Annotated in this window: 19 protein-coding genes; all 19 read right to left on the bottom strand. The window is 51.4% G+C overall.

What is annotated here, in order from left to right:
• Positions 1 to 70: 70 nt before the first annotated feature.
• A complete protein-coding gene (locus tag PHR44_04125; GenBank protein ID MDD4909849.1) occupies positions 71 to 1,078 on the bottom strand; it encodes a hemolysin family protein in 1,008 nt (335 codons plus the stop codon).
• 17 nt (positions 1,079 to 1,095) lie between these two features.
• The gene (gene mgtE, locus PHR44_04120; GenBank protein MDD4909848.1) at positions 1,096 to 2,520 is read right to left on the bottom strand and encodes a magnesium transporter; all 1,425 of its coding nucleotides are present in this window, start codon (positions 2,518 to 2,520) and stop codon (positions 1,096 to 1,098) included.
• The gene (locus PHR44_04115; protein MDD4909847.1) at positions 2,492 to 3,766 is read right to left on the bottom strand and encodes a pitrilysin family protein; all 1,275 of its coding nucleotides are present in this window, start codon (positions 3,764 to 3,766) and stop codon (positions 2,492 to 2,494) included. Before PHR44_04115 ends, mgtE begins: the two co-directional genes overlap by 29 nt.
• A complete protein-coding gene (gene trpA / locus PHR44_04110) occupies positions 3,759 to 4,550 on the bottom strand; it encodes a tryptophan synthase subunit alpha (protein ID MDD4909846.1) in 792 nt (263 codons plus the stop codon). The genes PHR44_04115 and trpA overlap by 8 nt, the downstream gene beginning before the upstream one ends.
• Positions 4,551 to 4,577: 27 nt before the next feature.
• Entirely contained in the window at positions 4,578 to 5,792 is a 1,215-nt protein-coding gene (gene trpB / locus PHR44_04105) for a tryptophan synthase subunit beta (protein MDD4909845.1), read from the bottom strand.
• 47 nt (positions 5,793 to 5,839) lie between these two features.
• A complete protein-coding gene (locus PHR44_04100; GenBank protein MDD4909844.1) occupies positions 5,840 to 6,238 on the bottom strand; it encodes a hypothetical protein in 399 nt (132 codons plus the stop codon).
• Positions 6,232 to 7,017, bottom strand: a complete 786-nt coding sequence (trpC, locus tag PHR44_04095; GenBank protein ID MDD4909843.1) for an indole-3-glycerol phosphate synthase TrpC — start codon at positions 7,015 to 7,017, stop codon at positions 6,232 to 6,234. Before trpC ends, PHR44_04100 begins: the two co-directional genes overlap by 7 nt.
• Positions 7,014 to 8,087, bottom strand: coding sequence for an anthranilate phosphoribosyltransferase (gene trpD, locus PHR44_04090; protein MDD4909842.1), 1,074 nt, complete (start codon positions 8,085 to 8,087; stop codon positions 7,014 to 7,016). Before trpD ends, trpC begins: the two co-directional genes overlap by 4 nt.
• Entirely contained in the window at positions 8,084 to 8,647 is a 564-nt protein-coding gene (locus PHR44_04085) for an aminodeoxychorismate/anthranilate synthase component II (GenBank protein MDD4909841.1), read from the bottom strand. The genes trpD and PHR44_04085 overlap by 4 nt, the downstream gene beginning before the upstream one ends.
• On the bottom strand, positions 8,647 to 9,909 hold the full coding sequence (murA, locus tag PHR44_04080; protein ID MDD4909840.1) for a UDP-N-acetylglucosamine 1-carboxyvinyltransferase: 1,263 nt from the start codon (positions 9,907 to 9,909) through the stop codon (positions 8,647 to 8,649). The genes PHR44_04085 and murA overlap by 1 nt, the downstream gene beginning before the upstream one ends.
• A gap of 1 nt (position 9,910) precedes the next feature.
• Positions 9,911 to 10,681 carry a peptide chain release factor N(5)-glutamine methyltransferase gene (gene prmC / locus PHR44_04075; GenBank protein ID MDD4909839.1) on the bottom strand — a complete coding sequence of 257 codons (771 nt, stop codon included), beginning with the start codon at positions 10,679 to 10,681 and terminating at the stop codon, positions 9,911 to 9,913.
• Positions 10,678 to 11,751 carry a peptide chain release factor 1 gene (gene prfA / locus PHR44_04070; protein MDD4909838.1) on the bottom strand — a complete coding sequence of 358 codons (1,074 nt, stop codon included), beginning with the start codon at positions 11,749 to 11,751 and terminating at the stop codon, positions 10,678 to 10,680. The genes prmC and prfA overlap by 4 nt, the downstream gene beginning before the upstream one ends.
• A 10-nt stretch (positions 11,752 to 11,761) precedes the next feature.
• Positions 11,762 to 11,971: a 50S ribosomal protein L31 gene (gene rpmE / locus PHR44_04065; GenBank protein MDD4909837.1), complete on the bottom strand. Its 210-nt coding sequence runs from the start codon at positions 11,969 to 11,971 to the stop codon at positions 11,762 to 11,764.
• A gap of 16 nt (positions 11,972 to 11,987) precedes the next feature.
• A complete protein-coding gene (rho, locus tag PHR44_04060; GenBank protein MDD4909836.1) occupies positions 11,988 to 13,289 on the bottom strand; it encodes a transcription termination factor Rho in 1,302 nt (433 codons plus the stop codon).
• Positions 13,267 to 13,884 carry a dephospho-CoA kinase gene (gene coaE / locus PHR44_04055; protein ID MDD4909835.1) on the bottom strand — a complete coding sequence of 206 codons (618 nt, stop codon included), beginning with the start codon at positions 13,882 to 13,884 and terminating at the stop codon, positions 13,267 to 13,269. Before coaE ends, rho begins: the two co-directional genes overlap by 23 nt.
• Positions 13,877 to 15,196 (bottom strand): glycogen/starch synthase, encoded by a 1,320-nt coding sequence (locus PHR44_04050; GenBank protein MDD4909834.1) that lies wholly within the window; start codon positions 15,194 to 15,196, stop codon positions 13,877 to 13,879. The genes coaE and PHR44_04050 overlap by 8 nt, the downstream gene beginning before the upstream one ends.
• 24 nt (positions 15,197 to 15,220) lie before the next feature.
• Complete coding sequence (gene polA, locus PHR44_04045; protein MDD4909833.1) at positions 15,221 to 17,785, bottom strand: DNA polymerase I; 2,565 nt, start codon at positions 17,783 to 17,785, stop codon at positions 15,221 to 15,223.
• A 101-nt stretch (positions 17,786 to 17,886) separates the two neighbouring features.
• Positions 17,887 to 18,624, bottom strand: coding sequence for a tetratricopeptide repeat protein (locus PHR44_04040; GenBank protein ID MDD4909832.1), 738 nt, complete (start codon positions 18,622 to 18,624; stop codon positions 17,887 to 17,889).
• 43 nt (positions 18,625 to 18,667) lie between these two features.
• Entirely contained in the window at positions 18,668 to 20,845 is a 2,178-nt protein-coding gene (gene acsB / locus PHR44_04035) for an acetyl-CoA decarbonylase/synthase complex subunit alpha/beta (protein MDD4909831.1), read from the bottom strand.
• Between the last annotated feature and the right edge of the window lie 12 nt (positions 20,846 to 20,857).

Below are 20,857 nucleotides of genomic sequence, written 5' to 3'. Positions count from 1 at the left end.
ATCTATGGTATTCCTCCTGGATTTATTGTAACACGGATGAACGCGGATTACAACGTGACAGAAACGGCCTTCACCTGTGTTTTTCCTCTTCTATCTCGCCTACTATCTCTTCCAGCAGATCCTCAAGCGTAACCAGCCCCAGCGTTATGCCTTTATCATCCTTGATTATGGCGATCTGCACCTTTTTGGTCTGAAATTCGCTCAACAGTTCATTAACGCGTTTGGCGGGCGGCACAAACAACGGCTGATGCAAAATATCCTCTACTACTATCAGCCCTTTGTTATAATAGATATACAGGATATCCCTGGCATATATCACTCCGAGTATATTGTCTATTGAGTCCCTGTAAACCGGAATGCGGGAATAACCCTCTTCGGTAAGTATGGTAAGCAGGCCCTCCGCCCCCTTGCTTATATCCATAGCCGCCATTTTTTCCTTCGGCACCATCACCTCGCTTACCATGGTGTCTCCGAATTCAAATATGCGGTGCAGCATCTTTCTTTCCTCATCGCTTACCACCCCTTCTTCCTTGCCCACCTCGATCATAACCCGCAATTCCTCTTCCGAGATCAGGGGCTTGCGTTTTCCCGGTTCGACGCCGAAACACTTAAGCACAAACGAACTGAAACCCGTGAACAAAGTTACCAACGGATTAAGGACTACTATCAGCCCCTCCATAATATAAGAGGTCAATAACGCCATCTTATCGGGAAACCTTACGGCGATAAGCTTGGGTATCATATCGCAAAACACAAGGATGAGCAGCGAGGAGAGAAACGTGGCGGCGACAACGCCTTTGCGCGGCCCGAAGACGCCGATAAAGACCGCGGTCACGATCGCGGAGATCGCTATATTCACAAAATTGTTGCTTATGAGGATCGCCGCGATAAACCTGTCTAATTTCGTCACCAGCCGCTGTACGCTCCTGGCGCGCCTTACGCCCCTTTCCACCATATGCCTCAATTTGATCTTGCTCAGGGCGATAACGGAGGTCTCCGATAAAGAAAAGAAAGCGGAAAGAATGACAAGAACGGCGAGGACGGTGAATATTGCCGGTAAAGTAAAAAAGTTCTCCATAGAAAACAGCCTCTGATTCAGTTTAACGCGGGGATCAGGAATTGGGCGATCTTGAAATATATTATCAATCCCACGATATCAACTACGCTCGTTGTGATAGGGCCTGCCAGGACCGCCGGGTCCAGGCCTATTTTCTTTGAGAACAGAGGGAGACAGACCCCGGTTAAGATAGCAAGTATCACGATAAGGCCCATGGTAGAACCGACTACCAGGGAAAGCATGATGTCTCCCTGGAGCATGACCGCCCTTACAAAGGCGACTGAAGCCACGATCAACGCCATAATAAAAGCCGCTATTATTTCCAGGCGCGCCACTTTCCATACGTTCTTAAAATTTACATCGCCTGTTGCCAGACCCCTGATTATGGTTATGGCCGCCTGGTTTCCCGCGTTGCCTCCGGTATCAAGAAGCATCGGAATAAAGAAGGTAAGGGCTACGACGGCGGTCAACGATCCCTCATACGTCTTAAGAACTTTCCCGGTCATAAAATCTATGATCAAAAGAGCTATCAGCCATCCGGCGCGCCTTTTAACCAGCTCCCCTACGCTTGCCGTTTCATAGCGTATTTCCTTGCCGCCTGCCGGGCCCATCTTGCCTATTTCGTAGATCTCGGCGGTGGCCTGGCGGTGTATCAAATCAACAACGTCGTCAATAGTAATAATGCCTACGAGCTGATCTGAGTCGTTAACTACCGGGGCGTCAAGGAGGTCATAGCGCGAGAACTGAATGGCGACATCCTCCTTCGGGCTGTTTACATTTATCTTTATTAATTCGGCGTGCGAAAGCAGGTCCTTAAGCAGCATATCCGGCGGCGCGGTTATAAGGTCCTGCAGGCTTAAACCGCCGATAAGGCGGTGTTCGTCATCAACCACGTAAACCGAATAGATATTCTTTGCCTGGCCGGCCTTATGGCTTTCCTGGACCCTGAGTATTGCCTTGCGCGCGGTAAAGTCCTTCTTAAGGATAACAAACTCGGTGGTCATCAGGCTGCCTGCCGTGTTTTCTTCAAACTTAAGCAGGGTGCGCACATCGTCAACCTCCTCCTTCTTCATCAAGGAGAACAGCTTCTTTATTATCTTCTCGGGGAGGTCTTTAAATAAGTGCGCCCTTTCATCGGAGGCCATCTCATTCAAGATCGAAGCGATCTCAACGCTGCCGAGATTATCCAGCAGGAACGACTGTTCCTCAAACCTGAGATTTTCAAACAACTCCACAGCCCGTTTGAAGCTCAACAGCTTAAAGATCAGGAGTTTCTCATTTGGCTCGAGCAGGCGCCATCCCTCGGCGATATCCATGGAATGCACGCCCCTGATCAGGTTCTTCAGCTCCTGAAAGTTCTTGACTGCCAGCAGCTCCCTTATTTCAGGCAGAAATAAGGCGAATACGCTGGGCGTTGACCTCCTGGAGCCCTTATTAACTACCTGTTCTTTCTGCGCATCCACTGATCTCTTTCTCCCTGGACTTCAGCGGCCCGATAAGGGCTATATTCAATCCGTCTTTCACAAATATATCCCCTGCCACGCCGCGCAGGTCAGCGGCGTTGATGCGGGAGATCTCCGCGTATACTTCTTCCGGCGTAAATGTCCTGCCCATCGTGACTTCCGGCTCGCCTAACCATACCATATGGTCCAATGTATCTTCTAAAGCCATCTTGAGCTGGCCGATATAAAAATCCTTTGCCCGTTTCAATTCATCATCGCTGACCAGGTCTTTCTTAATGCCGTATATCTGCTTCAGTATTACCTCTATCGCCTCAGTGACCTTTTTATTGTCTATGCCCGCGTGCACAAGAAAGGCGCCAGTGTCTTTGAACCTCTTGACCGCGCTGCCTATCTCATAGGCAAGCCCCCTGTCTTCCCTTACCTCGTTGAAGAGGCGGCTGGACATATTCCCGCCTAAGATTATGTTGAGCAATGAAAGCTTATACCTCTTTGGGTCGCCGCGGCTTAATCCGTGAAAACCGATCACGAGGTGCGACTGTTCAGTGGGCTTATCCATGATCTTCACCTGGATCTTTTCCTGCCTGCCCTTGAACTCCAGGCACCCGGCCGCCTCTTGCTTCTTAACGGCCTTAAATATGCCGTTCAATTCTTTCAACAGCGGGTCGTGGTTGACCCTGCCGGCCGCGGTAATAACAATGTTGGCCGGATCATAGAACTGATCCCTGAAGGCAAATAGCTGCTGCCTGTTTATGGCGGCGACCGTCTCCTCGGTCCCCGCGACATTTATGCCTAACGGGTGTTCCGGCCAGAGAAGCGAATCCATCAGGTCGTATACAAAGACCTGCGGCAGGTCTCTGTACATCTTTATCTCTTCAATTATGACGCCTTTCTCCTTGGCGAGCTCTGCCTCCTCTATCAGCGGATAAAGCGCCATATCGGATATGATCTGAACGGCCAGCCGCTGGAACTCCGCGGGTATCTTCACAAAATAACAGGTGAGCTCTTCCGAAGTGGAGGCGTTTAACGCTCCCCCCGCGCCTTCAAGGGACTCTTTTATCCGGCGGCCGGAATAATTACGCGAGCCCTTGAAAACCATATGCTCAAGCAGGTGGGCAATGCCTTTCTGGCCCGCCTCTTCATTCCTTGAGCCCGCGTTTATCCATATGCCGAACGATACGGAGTTCATCTCCGGCATATTATAGGTAATAACTCTTATGCCGTTATCCAGCGTTGTCTTGTTATACATTGATTGACTTTACGAAATCAAGCGCCCGCCTCAGCATATCGGGCCTTTTCAGGTTGGCGCGGATATTATCTATTATCGCGCTGCCTACGATCACGCCGTCGGCTAACGCCTTTACGCGGCTTACATGCTCAGCCGTGGATACGCCGAATCCCACGCATACCGGTAATTTTACATGCCTCTTGATCATCCTGATCCTGCTTTTCAGGTCTGTTTCCAGGCTCTTCCTGGCTCCGGTAACGCCGGTAAGCGACACATAATAAATAAATCCTCTGGAACGCTTCGCTACATATTTGATCCTTTTGATGCCGCTTGTGGGCGAGAGAAAGAAAATGGTATGCACTGCCTGCTTCCTCGCGTGCCTTATCAGACCGGAGGCCTCTTCAGGCGGCAAGTCAGGGACTATTATGCCGTCAACGCCGCTCTGCTTCGCGCGGAGCAGAAATTCCTTTTCTCCCATCGCGAGGACAGGATTTACGTATGTCATCAGGCATATGGGTATCTGTGTCTGCATCCTGATCTTCTTTACCAACGAGAGTATCTTGCTTAAATTGGTCTTTCTTTTTAAAGAATAAAGCGAGGATGCCTGAATTATGGGGCCGTCCGCGAGCGGGTCAGAAAACGGCACTCCCAGCTCGATAATGTCCACGCCGCGCTTCTCAAGCCCCAGCACTAGTTTCTCTGTGGCGTTTAAACTGGGGAAGCCGGCGGTTATAAAGGCAATGAATGCGCTTTTCTTTTGCGATCTGAGTTCCTTAAATTTCCTATCGATTCTATTTGTCATCATTCCCTCTACACACTTACGTGTGTAGTATCATCTGGCTATGCTTAGATTGACATTCCCCACACGTGAGTGTGGGGTATACTCCATAATTATATCAATATCCTTATCACCTCTACCAGAGAGGCAAACTATTACAATGTCATTTTTCTTCAAATACGATTTCATCTTCGTAAGGTAATATATAGCGTGCGCGGATTCAAGCGCGGGAATAATACCTTCTAATTCAGAAAGCATCTTGAACCCTTCCAGCGCCTGCCTGTCCGCGACCGCGACGTATCTGGCCCTGCCTGTTGATTTATAATACGCGTGTTCGGGGCCTGTGCCGGGATAGTCAAGCCCTGCCGCTATGGAGTGGGCGTTCTTTATCTGGCCGTACCTGTCTTGAAGCAGGCTTGATTTGGAACCGTGCAGCACGCCTGTTGTGCCGGCAAGGAGCGAGGCGGAATGCGCCCCGCTGCCGATGCCTTTTCCCGCGCCTTCGACGCCGATGAATTTAACAGACCGGTCGGCAAAGAATTTATAGAACAGGCCCATGGCGTTGCTTCCTCCGCCTACGCAGGCAAGCAGATAATCCGGCAGCCGGCCTTCCTTCCGCATGATCTGCCTCCTTGCCTCAGCGCCAAGCACTGACTGAAAATCCCTGACCATCATCGGATACGGGTGCGGCCCGACAACAGAGCCGATTATATAATGAGTATCCCTGACATTGGTGACCCAATCGCGTATTGCCTCGGAGGTAGCGTCTTTAAGAGTGCGCGAACCGCTCTTCACCCGGCTCACCTCAGCCCCTAATAATTTCATGCGAAAGACATTTAAGCGCTGCCTGGCTATGTCCTCTTCCCCCATATAGACCCTGCATTTCATGCCAAACAGCGCGCACACGGTAGCCGTGGCAACGCCGTGCTGGCCGGCCCCTGTCTCCGCGATTATCCTGCGCTTATTCATTCTCCTGGCCAGGAGTATCTGCCCTAAGGTATTGTTTATCTTGTGGGCGCCGGTGTGCAGCAGGTCTTCGCGCTTAAGGTAGATCTTCGCTCCGGCCTTCCTGCTTAAATTCGCCGCGAAATAAAGCGGTGTCGGCCTGCCCGCGTAGTCACGCAGGTAGTATTTGAGCTCTGAAGCAAAGGCCTTGTCCTTCTTTGCCTTTGCATACGCCTTTTCCAATTCATCAAGAGCGAAGATCAAGGTCTCGGGCACGAACTTTCCGCCGAATGCGCCAAAATGTCCTGTTTTGTCCGGTATCATATTTTTATTATAGATAATAAAATCAGCTATGTCAATTGTCCCTATTCTTATTTATTAAATTTTTCTCCCTTGGGCACGACCTCCTCCTTATTTACAACGAGGCCGCCCTTTTCATCTTCTTCTATTTTATACCACTCCAGATCTTTAGCGGCTATATAATACGCCGTGCCGTCATCTTTATACAGGGCGCCGTTCTTCCTGCAGAGAAATCCCACCTTGCGCTTCTCGATTATGCCCCTTCCCCTTTCGCACTCCGCGGATAAGGCGTATACGCCTTCTTCATCGGACATGATATACACTTTGGCATCGCCAATATATTTTATGGTCCCGGCAGGGTAATCCTCATAGCTGCCGATCTCAAACTCTGTTTGCGCCTCGTCTTGCCCGTATCCTCCTTCGGCAGAGACAAGAACGAGAGCAAGGATCATGAACGCGCGCCTTACCATCCCATTATGTCTTTAACGCCCGCGGAAATATCTTCGGCGCGCATAAGCGCCTCCCCGATAAGCACGGCGTTTATGCCCAGAATTTTAAGAAAGAGGACGTCCTGGTGGGTTTTGATCCCGCTTTCAACGACAATGGTCTTGTCGCGCGGGATAAGATAGATCAGTTTCTCGGTGGTCTTAAAATCAACCTCCAGGGTATTCAGGTCCCTGTTATTAACGCCTATGAGAGGGGCTTTCAGGTTGAGCGCGCGCTTCAGCTCTTTTTCATTATGCACCTCCACAAGGCAGTCAAGCCCCAGCGTTCCGGCAAGAGACGTCATTGATTTGATCGCCTCGTTGGTAAGGGCGCCGGCTATGAGCAGCACCGCGTCCGCGCCGAACGCGCGCGACTCAAAGATCTGATAAGGGTCTATTATGAAATCCTTGCGCAGGATAGGGATATCAACTGTTTCTCTCACCACTCTCAAATCTTCGATACTGCCGGCAAAGAACGACTCTTCAGTCAACACCGATATGGCTGCCGCGCCCGCGTCTTTGTAGATCCCGGCGACTTCCGCGACGCTGATGTCCGGCCTGATCGCCCCGCAGGAAGGAGACGCCTTTTTGATCTCGGCAATAAGATTTATTTTCTTCGGCTTTGAGACCGCCTCCCTGAAACCCAAAGTACCGCCCATAGACGCGATCTTCTCCTTAAGCTGCTCTTCGGGAAAGGACTGCTTGAGCTCCGCGACCTTCTGCTTCTTTCTATCTATGGCCTCTTTCAGGAAATTCTGCTTCATTTCTTCGCCGCCTGTGAACCCCGCCCTTTTGGGTTTCTTACAGATTGTAACGAACCAAAAGGGCGGGGTGAATACGACCTGAGCAGTTCAAGTTTCTTTAATGCCGCTTTTGAATCCAGAGAACGCTCGGCCATTTTTATGCCTTCCTTAATGCCGCGCGCTTTGTCCGCGGCGTATATCGCGCATCCGGCGTTAAGGACGACAATGTCCCTCTTAGCCCCGCGGCCGCCTTCAAGCACATCCATGGCGATCTCGGCATTGACCTCTCTGCTGCCGCCGCAGAGGTCATCTGGTTCTGAACGCTTAATGCCGAAATCCCGCGGGTTTATTTTATATGACCTTACTCTGCCTCCCCTGTATTCGGAAACCAGCGTATCGGAGACAGTGGTCACCTCATCAAGTCCGTCCTTCCCGTGGACAACAAGGGCATGCCTCGCCCCCAGCCTGCCCAAAACACAGGCAAGCGGCTTTGTCCAGCCCGCGTCATAAACGCCTATAAGCTGATGCGTGGCTGAGGCGGGATTGGTAAGGGGGCCCAACAGGTTAAAAATAGTCCTTATGCCTATCTCTTTCCTTACCGGCGCCGCGTATTTCATCGCCGGATGGAGGTTTGGCGCGAAAAGAAAGGCAATACCGAGGCTGTTCAGGCATTCTTCCAGGTCCGCCTCTTTAAGATTTATATCAATACCCAGTTCTTCAAGAAGGTCGGCGCTGCCGCAAGAACTGGATACGGAGCGGTTGCCGTGTTTTGCCACGGTAACGCCCGCCCCTGCCGCCACAAACGCGGCAACGGTGGATATATTAAAAGTGCCTTTCCTGTCGCCGCCTGTGCCGCAGGTATCAAGGACCATGCGTTTCCTTGCCTTGATCTTTCTTACATGCCCGCGCATCACGCTTACCGCGGCGGTGAGCTCGTCAATGGTCTCTCCTTTGGTGCTAAGCGCCGTAAGAAAAGAAGCCATCTGGCCGACAGTGGCCGCGCCGGTCATTATCTCCTCCATGACAGAGCCCATCTCTGACGGCGAAAGGTCGCTGCACTTGATCACTTTTGCTATCGCTTCTTTTATCATAATCCAATAAAGTTCTTTAATAATCTTTTGCCGCTCTTGGTCATAATGGACTCGGGATGAAACTGCACGCCCCATAGAGAGAAATCCTTATGCCTGATCCCCATAATCTCATCCTGCCGTGTCCAGGCGGTTATCTTGAAACATTCAGGCAGCGTCTTCTTCTCCAGAATAAGAGAATGATACCTTGTCGCCTCAAACGGATTGGGCAGCCCTTTAAATAACCCCTTCGCGTCATGATAGATCATTGAGGTCTTGCCGTGCATCAGCCGTTTGGCCTTGATCACTTTCGCCCCGAAAACATAACCTATTGCCTGATGCCCCAGGCAGACACCCAGTATGGGGATCTTGCCGGCAAGTCTCTTGATCACATCTATGGACACGCCGGAGTCCTCAGGCCTGCCCGGGCCCGGAGAAATGACGATCTTTTTGGGGCGCATTCTTGATATCTCGGCGACCGTGATCTTGTCATTCCTGAATACCTTGAGTTTCTCCCCCAATTCTCCGAGGTACTGGACAAGATTATAGGTAAAAGAATCATAATTATCGATCATCAGGATCATTACTGTTTCTCCCTGCTTATCCTCGCGCCGAGCTGCCGCAGCCTACCATCTAATTTATCATATCCTCTGTCCAGATGATAGATCCGGAAAACCGTAGTCCTGCCTTTGGCGACCAGGCCCGCGAGCACCAAAGCGGCGGACGCCCTTAGATCAGACGCCATAACGTCCGCTCCCGATAAATGCCTGCAGCCCTCGACCACCGCCGTATTTCCCTGGCGCTGGATCTTGGCGCCCATACGCATAAGTTCGGCAATATGCATGAACCTGTCCGGGAAGACCTTGTCGGTTATCACGCTTATGCCCCTGGTCACGCATGCTAACGCAACCATCTGCGCCTGCATATCGGTAGGAAAGCCGGGATAAGGATATGTAGTTATGTTCATGGGCCGCAGATTAACCGCTCCCTTGACTCTCATGCCGTCGCCGCCCATGTCTATCCTCGCGCCGGAACTCCTTAGCCCGTCGATCAAGGCGCCCTGATGTTCGGCGACCCCGTTCCTTAACAGGATATTGCCTTTTGTTATCAATGCCGCCGCGATGAACGTGCCCGCCTCTATCCTGTCCGGTATAACGCTATGCTCTGCTCCGCCGAGCTCATCCACGCCCTCTATCTCTATAATGGGCGTGCCGTGGCCATTGATCCTGGCGCCCATTTTTATCAGGAAACCTGCCAGATCGGCGATCTCCGGCTCGCAGGCAGCGGACTCTATCACGGTCTTGCCGCGGGCGAGCACGGCCGCCATCATTACGTTCGCCGTTGCCAGCACGGATGAACCGAAAATCCCGCCCAGATAAATATGCGCGCCTTTGAGCTTCTTCGCGGAAGCGATAACATATCCGCCTTCTATATCCACCTTGGCGCCAAGCGCCTTTATGCCCTTAAGATGCAGGTCTACCGGGCGCGAGCCGATAACGCATCCGCCGGGCAAAGATACCTTGCACCTGCCCAGGCGCGCCAGCAGCGGCCCCAGAACGCAGAAAGACCCGCGCATCGTAGAAACAAGTTTATAGTCGGCTGTGTCGCTCCTCACGCCTTTTGAGGAAACCTGGATCTTACCGTCTGAGAATTCGCAGGACTTACCCAGCGCCCTGAGCAGCTTGACTATCGTAAAGGTATCACTAAGATGCGGAACGTTGAGTATGGTACAGGTATCATCCGTAAGCAGCGTCGCGGCAAGGATCGGCAGCACCGAATTCTTTGCCCCGCTCACCGTGACTTCTCCCTTTAAAGGGACGCCGCCTTCTATAACTAATTTATCCATATTATTTTCTTCCGGCAACGACTACTCTCTCAATGCCGCTATAATCTTTTATTACCTGTATTTTATCAAATAAACGCGTATTTCTTAAGATATTTTTGACATCGCCTGACTGTCCGTATCCTATCTCTATGATCAAAAACCCCTTCTCTTTAAGATAACGCCCTGTCCCGGATGCTATCCTTCTATAAAAATCCAGCCCGTCAGATCCTCCGTTCAAAGCGGCAGGCGGCTCCTCTTTGACTTCGGGCACCAGGCCCGGCATATCGCTAACGGCGATGTAGGGCGGATTGGAGACGATCATATCATACAAACCTTCAACCGGAAAAATATCGGCATTAATAAATCTTATCCTGCCGGATACGCCGTGGCTCGCGGCGTTTTTCCGCGCCACTGTCAGCGCGGCCGCTGATATATCTGTAGCGTCAATAGATACCCGCTGCAAACTCTTCGCCATGCCGACAGCGATACAGCCGCAACCCGTACCTATATCCAGAATATTGAACAATGAATTACCGCGGCTGATATCTATAGCCGCCTCCACCAGTATCTCTGTTTCCGGCCGTGGAATAAGCACCGCGCCGTTTACCTCAAAATTTAAGCCAAAAAACTCTGCCTCGCCAAGTATATACTGAAGGGGCTTGCCCTCCCGCCTCTGACGCATTATATCCGCGATAAGGGCTGCCTGCCTTTCATCTATTTTATAATCACCCAGATAAAGCCGCGCCCTGTCCAGGTCAAGCGCCGAACTTAATATAAGTTCTGTTTCCGTCACTGTTTCTCCTTCAATTCCTTTTCCGCTTTATACAGCGCCTCGATCATCTCGTCAAGGTTACCGTCCATCACGCCCTCAAACTGGTGGGTGGTGAAATTGATCCTGTGGTCGGTCACGCGCCTGTCGGGAAAATTATATGTGCGTATCTTCTCGCTCCTGTCGCCCGTGCCCACCTGCATCTTGCGTTCCCGGGAAAGCCGCGACTGCTGCTCCTGCTGCGCCTTGTCCAGAAGGCGCGCCCTTAAGACCCTCATCGCCTTGTTTTTATTCTTAAGCTGCGAACGCTCATCCTGGCAGGTGACCACCAGGCCGCTGGGCAGGTGCGTGATCCGGACAGCGGAATCCGCCGTGTTGACGCTTTGGCCGCCATGGCCTGAGGCGCGGAACACATCTATTTTCAGATCCTTCTGGTCAATTTTAAATTCCCGTTCTTCTGGCTCCACTATCACCGCGACGGTCGCGGCTGAGGTGTGTATCCTGCCGGAGGCCTCGGTAGTGGGAACGCGCTGGACCCTGTGCACGCCGCTTTCAAACTTGAATTTACTGAAGGCCTCCCTGCCCTTAACGGCAAAGACAACCTCTTTAAACCCGCCTAACTCCGTCGGGCTGCTGGACATACTTTCCACGGCAAGGCCGCATTTGGCGGCGAATTTAGTATACATACGGTATAGGTCGGCGGCAAAAAGCGATGCCTCCTGGCCGCCCGTGCCTGCCCTGACTTCCACTATTATATCCCTTTCGCAGCCGGACTCCTTGATAGTCAACAATTCTTCGATCCTGCCTTCGATCTCTTTCTGTTTCTGTTCCAGGGCAGAGCGCTCCTGCCTTACCATCTCTACGAACTCCCCGTCGTGCTTTTCATACAGCACATGGCTTAAGCCCTCTATCTCTTCCTGTATCTTCTTGTAATTTTTCCAGGAAGACACGGCAAGAGAGATATCCGAGAGTTCCTTGGCGTAGCCGTTGTATGTATCTCTATCGGCTAACACCTCGGGCCGCGCGAGCTGTCCTTCAAGTTCGCTGTATCTGGCCTCCAACTGCTCTAACTTCTTGATGGTCTGCGGCTTCATAAACTACCGGTTACTCGGCCTTGCCCTTCCTGTATTTCTTCATAAACTTGTCCACGCGGCCCGCCGAATCCAGCAATTTCTGCTTACCCGTAAAAAAGGGATGGCAGCTGGAGCATATTTCCACTTTGATGTTCTGTTTGGTGGAACGCGTGTGTATCACCGCGCCGCAGGCGCAGGCAACGGTGGTCTCCTTATAATCGGGGTGTATGCCTTTCTTCATGTCTTCTTCTCTCCTCTCATTGGTTCATATTGTTCAGAAACTCGGAATTATCCTTGGTCTTTGAAAGTTTCTCTATCAAAAGCTCCATCGCCTCAACGGAATTAAGGTCATTAAGCACCTTGCGCAATACCCACACGCGGTTAAGCACCTCCGGCTTAAGCAGCAGTTCTTCATGCCTGGTATTGGAGCGCTTCACGTCGATGGCGGGATATATTCTCCTCTGAAACAGGTTCCTGTCAAGTTGAATCTCCATATTGCCCGTGCCTTTGAACTCCTCAAATATGACCTCATCCATCCTGCTGCCGGTATCAACAAGGGCGGTAGCCATTATCGTTAAGCTCCCGCCTTCATCAATGGCGCGCGCGGCGCCGAAAAACCTCTTTGGCTTCTGCAGGGCATTGGAATCAACGCCGCCGGAAAGCACCTTTCCGCTGTGCGGCACTACCGCGTTGTACGCCCGGGCAAGCCGGGTTATGCTGTCCAGCAGTATCACGACATCTTTGTGGTGCTCAACCAGGCGCTTGGCCTTTTCCAGCACCATCTCAGCTACCTGTACGTGCCTTTCAGGCGGCTCGTCAAATGTGGAAGATATGACCTCCCCCTTGACGTGGCGCTGCATATCCGTGACCTCCTCGGGCCGTTCATCAATAAGAAGCACTATGAGAATGGTATCCGGGTGGTTCTGGGTTATGGCGTTGGCGATCTTCTGCAGGAGCACGGTCTTTCCGCTGTAGGGCTGGGCTACTATCAGCCCGCGCTGGCCCTTGCCTATCGGCGTAAGCAGGTCCATCAGCCGCGTTGATATCTCCTGCGGCCCGGTTTCCAGATTGAATTTGTCGTGCGGATAAACAGGAGTAAGATTATCAAACAAAACCTTGTCCTTGGCGGATTCAGGGCTCTCAAAATTTACCGCCTCAACCTTAAGCAGGGCGAAATATTTCTCTCCCTCCTTGGGAGGCCTGATCTGGCCGCTGACCGTATCCCCCGTCTTCAGGTCAAACTTCCTTATCTGAGAAGGAGAAACGTATATATCGTCCGGACAGGGCAGGTAATTATAATTGGGCGAACGCAGGAACCCAAACCCCTCGGAAAGGATATCAAGCACGCCCTCGCCGAACATCAGCCCTTCCTTTTCCGCCTGCGCCTGCAATATCTTGAATATCAGGTCCTGCTTTTTCAGCCCGCTGACCCCGTTCACGTTGAAATCCTTAGCCGTCCTGGTCAATTCGGAGATCTTGAGCTGTTTTAAATTCTCAATATCAACCTTATCGTTCTTCTGCGCCTTTTCTACCTTTTCAACCTTTTCTGTTTTTTCCACCTGTTATTCCTCCTGTTAACCGGTTAAATACTGCCCGCGCCTGTTTCTCGGTATTGTCAAGCCCTGTATTGTTATTTATTATAAAATCTGCCAGACGCCTCTTTTTGCTGAACGGCATCTGCGAATTGATAATCTTCAGCGCCTCTCCTCTTTTTATGCCGCGCCTCCTGGCGCGCCTGAACTGCTCCTGCCTGCCGCAGGCAACCAGCACAACAGCGTCAACTGACCTGTGCATCCCCGACTCTATAAGCAGAGGAACATCCCATACCACTACCTCTGAACGGCATCTCCCGGCATACTCCTTCATCGCCTTCTTTACATAGGGATGGATGGCTGATGACAACTTCATAAGCAGCGCCTTATCATTAAACACGAGCTGCCTCACTTTTTTTCTGTCTATCCTGCCTCGGGACACTATGCCGTCTCCCAGCAGTTTAATGATCCTCTGTTTGATCCGCGGCTGGTTAAGGGCCATGTGGGCGAACTCATCCGCGTCCAGGACCTTCGCGCCGAATCTGGAAAATAGTGCTGACACGGTTGTCTTTCCAGCGCAAAACCCGCCTGTCAGGCCTATTATTAACTTTTTTTTACCCATTTACTGCCCGCTGGTATAACTTGATATATTCCGCCGCTGATCTCTCCCAGGAAAAATCGCAAAGCATACCCTTCCTTACAAGGGTAAGCCAGGGATCTTTATCTTTATGCGCCGAACAAGCCCGCAGCATCGCTTTTAAAAGCGCCTCCTTGCTGTAATCAACAAACACAAAACCGTTTTCCGGCGTTACGGTATCGGCAAGCCCGCCTGTCTTGAATACGAGCGGCATTGTCCCGTATTTAAGCGCTATCATCTGGCTGAGGCCGCAGGGCTCGTACATTGACGGCATAAGGAATATGTCTGAACCGGCGTAGATCTTATGAGCCAGGGACTCATCAAATTTGAAATGAACGGAGATCTTTCCTTTATATTTACGCGCCAGCTTCCTTAACTCCCCGTGGTATTTCGCTTCTCCCTGGCCCAATATTACTATGCCCGCGTCCCATTTGCCGGCCTCGTCAAGGGCCGGTATGAGTATATCCATCCCTTTCTGGCCTGTCAGGCGCGAGACCATTCCCAAAAGCGGCGCGTCCGCGCCCGTCTTCAAAGAACATATTTTAATAAGATGCCTCTTGTTCTCGTATTTGTTTTCCAGGTCCCGGCGCGAATATTTCTTTACGATCAGGGCATCCGCTGCCGGATCCCAGATACCGTAATCAATACCGTTAAGCACGCCGAAAAGCGACTCCTTCCTTTTGTTCAGAACACCCTCAAGCCCGAACCCTAAGTCCTTAGTCAATATCTCCCGGGCGTAGGTAGGGCTTACGGTATTGATCACATCGGAAAGCATTATACCGTCCTTCAGAAGATTTAGATCGCCGAATATCCCCTGGAATCCAAGGTTATGTATGGTAAAGACGGTTCTTATGCCTTTGTAAAAGGTGTCGTTTTTATATTCACTCTGCAGGTAAATAATTATCGGGGCGGACTGCCAGTCGTTGCAATGGACCACGTCCGGCCTGAAATCAAGCTCTTTCATCAGCTCAATTGACCTGCGGCAGAAAAAAGAGAACCGCTCCAGATTATCCTCGTAATCTCCCTGCCTTGTCCCGTATAAACCCTGCCTGCCGAACAACTCCTTGTTGTCTATAAGATAGACGCCCACATCCTGAGCAAGGCGGCCCCTGTACAGACCGTCTTTAACCTTTGTCAGGCCAAATTTCCTGATATCGGTCTGCCTGTACCTGGGCGTTACCACCTCCACCTGCTGGCCCAGGCGCGCAAGCGCCAGCGGCAGCGAATGAGAAACATCGGCAAGGCCGCCGGTCTTGGCATAGGGGAACACCTCGCTTGAGCAAAATAATATTTTCATCTTAAATAATTTAAACCCTGAACACTAAACTGGTTCTAAATCCAGCCAGTTCTTGCCGCATTTCAGATCGACCCTGACCGGGACAGAGAGCCGGACAACTCCCTCCATCTCTTTCTTCACCAATTCAAAAAACAGATCCTTCTCTCTGTCAACGACCTCAAAAACAAGTTCATCGTGCACCTGCAAGAGCATCTTTGACATCAGGCCTTTCGCGAAGATGATACGCTGGATGTTGACCATCGCCAACTTTATCATATCGGCGCAGGAGCCCTGCACCGGCGCGTTTATCGCCTGTCTTTCCGAAAACATCCTCAGCGCCTGGTTCTTTGAATTTATTTCCGGTATGTACCTGCGCCTGCCCAGGATAGTAGATACAAACCCGTCCTTCCTTGCCTGGGCTACGCAGGAATCAATGAAATCCTTGACTCCGGAATAACGCTGGAAATAGGAATGTATGAATATCTCCGCCTCTTCATTACCCACCCCGAGGTCCTTTGCCAGGCCAAAGCTTGACATGCCGTAGATGATACCGAAATTCACGCGTTTTGCCGCCTCGCGCATCCGGGGGGCGACATCATTTTCATCCACCGCGTAAAGCAGCGACGCTGTCCTGCTGTGTATATCGCGGTTGTCTCTGAACGCCTCTGTCATCGCCTTATCCGCGGAAAGATGCGCCAGTATGCGCAGTTCGATCTGGGAATAGTCCGCCGAGAGTATAACGCCGTTTTTATCCGGAGGTATGAACGCGCGCCTGATCTTACGGCCCTCTTCCGTCTTTATGGGTATGTTCTGCAGGTTCGGGCTGCTGGATGAAAGACGGCCTGTTTCAGTGACCGCCTGATTAAAAGAGGTATGCACCCTGCCGCTTTCCTTATTCACCAGCGCCGGAAGGACATCTATGTAAGTCGACTTGAGTTTAGAAAGCTGCCTGTATTCAAGAAGGACCCTGGGCAAAGGGTGCTCATCCTCAAGCTGCCTTAGAACATTTTCATCAGTAGAATATCCGGTCTTCGTTTTCTTCACCGGCTTGAGTTTCAAGACGGAAAACAGCACCTGAGACAGCTGCTTGGGAGAATTTATATTAAATTCAGAGCCGGCCAGAGAATAGATCTTTTTGATCAGTCCTTCCAATCTTCTGCCGACCTCTCCCGACAGGTCATTCAGGAACTTCACATCCAGCGCGATGCCGGTTGTTTCCATCAAGGCAAGTACCTCCACAAGGGGCATCTCTACATCATAAAAGAGCCGGGCCAATTGCCGCTCCTCAATAAGCGCGGAGAGTTTATCCTTAAGGCGGCATGAGACATTCAGTTCATCCTGCCTGCCCGGCTTTGCCCCCGTATGCATCTTAAGATAATCCCAGGCAATGGCGGGCAATGAGTAGTCGGCTTTGGCGCTGTCTAAAAGGTGCGCGGCAATAAGCGCGTCCCACAATTTCCCTTTGACCTCAATGCCGTTGTTTTTAAGGCAGATCAACTGCGCCTTCAGATCATACCCTACTTTAATCACTGACTCATCGGCAAGGATCTTCCGGGCGTTGGCGCCTATATCCTTTAACCTGAATATCTTTCCGTTGATAGACAAAAACAGGGCGGCGATCCTGCCGAACCTGATGTCTTCCTCGTCCGCGTCCAGAGCCAGGCCCGTTTCTTTTAAACCGGATAAATATTTTTTAAGGCCGCCGTCATCTATATCATCGGCCGCTGCCGCTGTATCCGTATCCGGCCGCATAGGGGGCAGGCCTTTAAGCATGCTTTTGAATTCAAGCCGCCTGAATATTTCATAGAGCTTATCGTAATCCGGCTCGCCTACCTTCAGATCATCCAATTCAAGCTCAAGCGGCACGTCATCCTTGAGCAATATAAGCTCCCTGTTGCGCCTGATCAGATCCTTGTTTTCCTCTACGGCCTTTCTTATTTTTTCAGATCTTATCCGGCTTGAGCGCGAGATCAGGTCCTCCGCACTGCCGAATTCGCGGATAAGTTCGGATGCCGTCTTATCGCCTATGCCGCGGACCCCCGGGATATTGTCCGCGGCGTCTCCCGTTAAAGCGATCACGTCAACTATCCGCTCAGGGCTGACTCCGTATTTATCCCGCGTCTGTTTTTCATCATAAACAACCTTGGCGTCCTTCTGGGGCGAGAACACGCTTACGTGCTTGTCTACCAACTGCAGGATATCCTTGTCCATGCTCACAACCGTGACCTCTATCCCCTTATCTTGCGCCTTTTTCGCGAGGGTGGCGATCACATCGTCGGCCTCATATCCGGCCTTCTCCGCCGCTGCCACGCTATAAGCCAAAAGCAGCTCCTTTATCACCGGTATCTGAAGCGACAACCCGTCCGGCGCGGGCGGCCTCTGTATTTTGTAGTCCTCAAATTTTCTCTGACGGAATGTATCCCTCGAGACATCAAAACAAACACACAGATACTCAGGCGCCTCTTCCTTCAGGATCTTTCTCAGCACGTTCAAGAATCCGTAGATGGCGTTGGTGGGAAAGCCCGAAGTCGTGGAAAGGCCGCGCAGGGCATAGAAGCTGCGGTAGCAAAAGGCCATCGCGTCTATCAGGTATAGTCGTTCCTTGGGCATCTATCGTATAACGGCTCTCATCGGGAATTAGCGCGAAAATTGCTTCTCGGGATTATGCATTATAATATTGCCGGCGGAATGGAAAAAGAACTTGCGGATGACTAGCGAATAAGGATCCTCTTCTGGATCTTGTCTATGAGTTCATTGACCTGCTTGTTGGTGTTGTCGTACTGCTTGGCTGCCAGCGCGTCGTTGAGCGCGTCCAGATACTGCTCTCTCTGGTACTCGTCTCTTGCCTTGGACAGGAGCGCCTTTGCCTTCTCCTTGACGTTCTCGCTCTCAAGCGTCTTCTGCTGCCTTACCTGGTCCAGAAGGCTGATGGTCTCATGCTCCGACTCCCTCGCCATCATCTCAGTGCCTATATCTTCGTCTATCAGCCCGATATCAAGCAGCCGCGCCTTTGCCTTTTTTGTCCAGGCGTCGTTGGGGTCGCCTAACCTGGCCCTCTGCCGCCAGTATTTAGCGGACATATTAATATCCCCTTTTTTCTCATACAGGCAGGCAAGATTAGTATAAGGGCTCAAATAATCCGGCTTTATCGTGATCGCCTTCCGGTAATAATTCTCTGCCTGGCCGACGTCCCCCTTTGCTTCATAGATAATGCCTATGTCATTGTAAACCAGGTAGAATTTCGGGTTCAGTTCAAGCGCCTTCTGATAGTAACTCAACGCCAGGTCATAATTTTCCAATTTCTGGGCATCAAGGCCAAGCAGGCGGTATTCCTGCGCCTGGTCCGCGGAATAATCCTGGCTTACCGCGAAGACACTCTCACCATAACATAAAGCAAATATTGAAATTATAAATATCAGGAAGGCCTGTTTGGCATGCCTACTAATCATTGTCAATATAATAATATATTTTCAAAAAAGGTCAAGAAGAATTTTACATCAATGGGGGCATTGAGAGGGCCGGATGTTTGACCTTCTCCAGATGCGCCAGCAGCTCTTCAGAAGACGTGGCGGTGGTTTCATCGGCTATCTTTTCTATCAGATCCGGCTCGCCTGATTCTTCGGCGCGCTGTTTCAGCTTATCCATCAGCGCCTCTTTCAATTCCCTGGGCATCCATACTATCCTTTTCAAACCGCCGTCCGCGGAAATAAATTTTTTGCTCACCAGATACAAACGGCCCACACCCATAAATCCGGGGGTCTGCTGTCCGCCGCCGACCGAGCCGGCCAACGTGGAGAATCCCATTCCCACGGGCGTCATTCCCGCGTATTCGCGGTTAACAACCATAAACCCGTTTGCCTCAGGCACGATCGCGACTATACATTCAAAACAACCGCAAGAGGTTTCGGGATAAGTCATGATAGAGTAGCCGTGAAAGCGTTCCAGCGTCTTGTTGGAACTCTGATAAACGAAATCGTTGACCCCTTTCCATTCGCCTTTTTCCTTATCTATCGGCTCTCCCTTTTTTACCGGCTGGTTGCCGCCGTGAGGGTTCAATTCATGCGCTGCCTGCGCGTCCAGCCAGGAATACGCTCCGCACAAACCCAGCCGCTCCGGCTTAATGATACAAAGATGGTTAGGGGCAAAGGACTGACAGAGCGTGCAGGAATAGAATGTCTCCACCGACTCATCGGTCATGCCTGCCATCCGCTCATCGCGTTCGCCATAGGCCTTCTCTGCCTCGGGCAAAAGCCGCCGCACATCCTTTTCATTTGTATATATGGCGACCCTTACCTTGTCTACTATGCTGCCGAAGATATCGTGTATGCGGGCATGAAGGATAACCCCGAAATGCCGTATATTGAACCCCTTGGCATGCGCCTCCTTGCTTATCCTTAGCCAGCACATATTCCTCTGGCCCATATGGAAAATGCCCATTGCCTCATTCAGAAAACTATGTATCTGCCTTTCTATGATCGGCTCAAAATCGCACTTCATCTTGCGGCCGGCGACCTCGACCCGGATACCCAGCGGGTAGGCGCCCCCTTCCTGCATATCTTTTATTTCAGGGCCGACTACTTCGATCTTTCCGTCTTCTACTTGGTCCACGGGCCGGCTGGTAACGAATTCAAAGGCGGTAGAGAATTTCCCTCCGAACTGCACATACATCTGCTCGCGGCGGACCCTCTCGCCTTCAAATGCCGCGCTGTAAGGCACGGGTATGGGTATCTTTTTGACTTTGATCTTTATCTCTTTGGCAAGAAAGGCGGCCGGGATGATCTGAGAATGATCCCGCACGCTCAACAGCGCCTCGTGCAGCGTAAACGGGGTCTGCTTGATCTCGGGTACCTTCTGGTCGGTGATCACAGGCAGCCCCAGGCGTATGGCGGCGCAGGCAGCGGCTACCTTAATGTCGTCGAGCCCCCCTAAGGCCACAATGAACGCCGGCACGCGCTCTTTGCAATATTTAATGTTCTTCTCCAACTCGCCTTTTTTATTGCCGCCGAACGACAGTGACGCGCGGATGGCGAAATTCGCGGCGTGTATGACGGAAGTCGTCTCAAGCCCTAACGGCACGATGTAATAATCCAGCCCCACCTGAACGCCTTCCTCAATGATCTGGTCCCGGAAATTTTTCCCGTCGGCGCTGCCGGCCAGAAGTGAAAGGATGTTTTTCTCCTGAAGTTCGCGTATGATACTTACCGCCGTCTTATTATCCGGCGCCGCCCCCACGATCACCGCCACGCCGCCTATTCTTCCGTCAACCAACTGTATGCCTAAACTGCGCAGGACAGAATCAGGGATAAAACCCTGCCAGCCATCCTTCGGTAACTCTCCTGTAGCGTACCTCAACGCCTCTATAAGTTCAGCTGCCAGCGCGGTGGCAACCCCTGAATCCATCGCGTCGCTTAGAAGCGAATCCCAGTTATCTTCCTCAGGCACATTCTTAAGCAGCGTTTTGGCAACGCCGATGATCGCCTTCGCGTCTTTAAGCGTCTTGACTTCATTGCCCAAAGTAGCGTATATCAACGGCAGGTAAAAGGCCGTGCCGGGAAAACCGATATTAAAACCCTCGCCCTTATTTTTTATCAGGTCATCGATCAGGCCTTCAGCCAAACCTACCGCCTTACGCGCGCCATTCACAGCCAGCTCACCCACTACCTTTAACATCGCTCTCTCCTC

The sequence above is a fragment of the Candidatus Omnitrophota bacterium genome, assembly GCA_028707125.1.
Taxonomy (GTDB): Bacteria; Omnitrophota; Gorgyraeia; order Gygaellales; family JAQTUX01; genus JAQTUX01.
This window is presented reverse-complemented; position numbering and strand designations above follow the sequence as displayed.